This window comes from Thioclava sp. UBA3469 (assembly GCF_002378135.1).
Taxonomy (GTDB): domain Bacteria; phylum Pseudomonadota; class Alphaproteobacteria; order Rhodobacterales; family Rhodobacteraceae; genus Thioclava; species Thioclava sediminum.
This window is the reverse complement of the sequence record NZ_DFRG01000110.1, coordinates 10,128-13,242: the sequence shown is the minus strand read 5'-3', so window position 1 is coordinate 13,242 and position 3,115 is coordinate 10,128. Positions and strand designations below refer to the sequence as shown.

The window sequence follows — 3,115 nt, the reverse complement described above, 5'->3', positions numbered from 1 at the left end:
GGGCATCCTCATCAGCCTGTCGGTGATCGCGCAGGCGAGCCTGCACGCCCGTCTGCCCGACGAGGATTGGCGGATACTGGTCGAGTCGCTTGGCTATTCGGCCGGGTTCATGGTCGTGATCTTCGGGCGGATGCAGCTGTTTACCGAGAACACAATCACGACCGTGCTCCCCGTGGTGGCGGATCGCTCGCTGACCTGCCTGCTGAAGATGCTGCGGCTCTGGGCGATTGTGCTGGCCTCCAACGTGCTCGGCTGCGCGATCGCCTCGGGCTTCCTGAGCATCCCGCATGTGATCCCCGACGAGATGACCGACAGTCTGCTTGCGGTGGCCCGTCACGCGACCGATGGCGATATGGGGCAGAACTTCTACCGCGCGATGCCTGCGGGGATCATCATCGCGGCCGTTGTGTGGATCATGCCCGCCGCGCAGGGCAGTTCCTTCCTCGTGATCCTCGCGATGACATGGCTGCTCGCCGCCTCCGGTTCGGCCCACGTCGTCGCGGGCTCGGTCGAGGCGGGGCTGCTGGTCTGGGCCGGCCAGATGAGCCTTGCCGAGGCGTTCAGCCGGTTCTTCCTGCCCGTGCTGGCGGGCAATGTCGCGGGCGGCACGGCGGTCTTCACGCTGCTCACATGGGGTCAGGTGAAGAACGAGGTGACGGGCGAACAGGACGGGGCTGCCCCGGCGTCCGACCGATAAGCGAGCGCCGCCGGGCGCGCCTCAGCGCAGCTTCGGCGGCTTGCTCGGGTCCATGCCGGGGGCGGAACCGGGGACGATCTCCTGCACCTCTTCCTCTTCCGGCTCCGGCACATGCAGCACGAGGCCTTTGTCCAGCAGAAGCTGCGCAGCCTTTTCTTCGGGCTCGAGGAAGGTCACGTCCAGCTCGCCCGCGTCCAGCCCGGAGAAGGTCAGCGCCTCGCCCATCGCCTTGGCGATCCCGGCGCGGAAATGCTCATGCGCGCCGATCACCGCGAGAACATGGCCCCGGTGGCCGTCCTCGTAGGTCACGCCGCCCAGCACGGCGGCCTGCGCGATGCCAGCAAGCTGATGCAGCTTCGCCTCGAAGGCGGGCAACAGCAGCGCGATCACCGCAGGCGACAGGCCCGGAGCGGTGAACTCCACCGGACGGCCCTGCGCCTCGGACGGCGTATGCGCGAGCGTCTCGGTCAGCCAATCCAGCGCCTCGGGCGGCAGAAGCATCGCCGAGTTTGCCACCGAGAGATTGACGCCCAGCCCGATATTCTCGCCCACCAGATGCTGCGCGATCACCCGGCCCGGCAGCGCCGCATAGGGCTGCGGGCCATCGGCGAACTCTCCCAGACGATCCTCGGTGTCGAAGACGAGGACGAAATCGCCCTCTTCGGTGGAGAACACCTGCGGCTTGATGTTTTCGTCCTCGGGCTCTTCCTCGAGAAGCAGGAACAACTCGGCATCGGCGAGACGGTCGAACACGGCAAGGCGCTTGGCCTCATTGTCGGGTTCGGCTTCCATCGCGGCATGGGCGCGGTCATAGGGGGTCATGTCAGCTCCTTCACCCGCGCGCGCAGGACCGGCAGCAGGTCGGCCTCGAACCACGGGTTTTTCTTCAGCCATCCCGTATTGCGCCAGGACGGATGAGGCAAGGGGAAGAGGCGCGGCGCGTGGTCTCGCCACCCCATCACGGTCTGGGTCACGTTGCGCGTGCCCAGATGCCAGCGCTGCGCGGCACCGCCCACCAGAAGCGTCAGATCGACCGGACCGATCTCGGCCATGACACGGTCGCGCCATGTCTCGGCGCAGATCAAAGGCGGCGGCAGGTCCGACCCCTTCGCGTCATAGCCCGGAAAGCAGAACGCCATTGGCGCGATCGCGATGCGGGTCGTGTCGTAGAAGGTCTCGCGGTCCACGCCCATCCAGTCGCGCAGACGGTCCCCCGAGCGGTCATTGAACGGCACACCCGTCTCATGCACCCGAAGCCCCGGCGCCTGCCCCACGATCAGCACTCGCGCCCCCGCGCCGAACCACGCGACAGGACGTGGAGAATGCCCCGTGGCCGTCGCACGGAACCGCGCCGCGCAGATGCGACAGGCGCGGATGTCCTCTTGCACCGGTCGGGTCATAGTTTCCTCTCTGGTGTCAATGTGTTCCTCGTTGCATAACCCTCCTCCAAGTGAACATAATCCTGCCCAAATCCAAGGTTAGGTGGGTTCTCAGCCTGCGCCCCCCGTGATTTAGTGGCGAGACGCGTATAATTGGAGACCCGGACCGAGAGCTTATGATCGTATTCGAGAACGTCTCCAAATCCTTCTGGACCGGTAAGCAGCGCAAGGTGATCCTAGAACGCGCGAGCTTCCGTGTAGAATTGGGCCATAGCCTCGGCATTCTCGCACCCAACGGCACCGGAAAGACCACGATCATCAACATGATGGCAGGGCTGGAAAAGCCCGACGAGGGCGACATTCGCCGCACCAGCCGCGTCTCGTTCCCGCTGGGCTTCATGGGCGGCGTCGTCTCGAAACACTCGGCGCGCGAAAACGCCCGCTTCATCGCGCGGCTCTACGGGCTCGACCCCGATTACGTCGAAGCCTTCTCGCGCTGGCTGACAGGCATCGCGGAATATTTCGACCAGCCCGTGGGCACTTACAGTTCGGGGATGCGCGCGCGGTTCACGTTTTCCCTGCTTCTGGCGCTGGAATTCGACATTTACCTGATCGACGAGGGGATGCCCTCGACCACCGATGTGGAGTTCAACCGAAAGGCAGGTTCGATCCTGCGCGACCGGCTGCGCGATTCCACCGTGGTCGTGGTCTCGCACCAGCCCGCCACGATCGAGAAATTCTGCAATCGCGCGGCAGTGCTGCGCGACGGGCAACTTTATCAGTTCGACACTCTGGAAGAAGCGAAGCGGTTGTATGACTACCAGTCCTAAGGCCCCGAAATTCCGTATCCGCCGCGATGGTCCGGTGATCACGGGGAGCGATGGCTCGCTGCAACTGGGCGCTATGCCGCTGCAATCGGGCGCGGGCTACGCCGCCTCCGAACCTGCCACGCCGCGCGCTTCCAACGCCTCCGCCGCCTCCGCTGCGCAAAGCGCGCCTTCCTCGGAGGCACCGCAGCCGCAACGGCAGCGCAAGCCGG

The 3,115-nt window shown here is 65.5% G+C and carries 5 protein-coding genes; 3 read left to right on the top strand and 2 right to left on the bottom strand.

The annotated features are described in order from the left end of the window. A partial coding sequence (locus tag B3D39_RS09150; protein WP_286789617.1) for a formate/nitrite transporter family protein occupies positions 1-697 on the top strand: 697 nt, incomplete at its 5' end. Between the two features lie 21 nt (positions 698-718). Here the strand turns inward: B3D39_RS09150 and B3D39_RS09145 are convergent. Both B3D39_RS09145 and B3D39_RS09140 read right to left on the bottom strand, forming a co-directional pair. Beyond that, positions 719-1,519: an SseB family protein gene (locus B3D39_RS09145; protein ID WP_274962860.1), complete on the bottom strand. Its 801-nt coding sequence runs from the start codon at positions 1,517-1,519 to the stop codon at positions 719-721. After that, entirely contained in the window at positions 1,516-2,097 is a 582-nt protein-coding gene (locus tag B3D39_RS09140) for a uracil-DNA glycosylase family protein (protein WP_274962859.1), read from the bottom strand. Before B3D39_RS09140 ends, B3D39_RS09145 begins: the two co-directional genes overlap by 4 nt. A gap of 155 nt (positions 2,098-2,252) precedes the next feature. Between B3D39_RS09140 and B3D39_RS09135 the strand changes: the two genes are divergently transcribed. Then, positions 2,253-2,906 carry an ABC transporter ATP-binding protein gene (locus tag B3D39_RS09135; protein WP_078540654.1) on the top strand — a complete coding sequence of 218 codons (654 nt, stop codon included), beginning with the start codon at positions 2,253-2,255 and terminating at the stop codon, positions 2,904-2,906. Continuing rightward, a partial coding sequence (locus B3D39_RS09130) for a hypothetical protein (protein WP_414717987.1) occupies positions 2,890-3,115 on the top strand: 226 nt, incomplete at its 3' end. The genes B3D39_RS09135 and B3D39_RS09130, both read left to right, overlap by 17 nt.

Excerpts from the sequence above, each read along its gene's own strand:
- B3D39_RS09145 (WP_274962860.1), bottom strand. The coding sequence starts at position 1,519 with ATGACCCCCTATGACCGCGCCCATGCCGCGATGGAAGCCGAACCCGAC.
- B3D39_RS09140 (WP_274962859.1), bottom strand. The coding sequence starts at position 2,097 with ATGACCCGACCGGTGCAAGAGGACATCCGCGCCTGTCGCATCTGCGCG.
- B3D39_RS09135 (WP_078540654.1), top strand. The coding sequence starts at position 2,253 with ATGATCGTATTCGAGAACGTCTCCAAATCCTTCTGGACCGGTAAGCAG.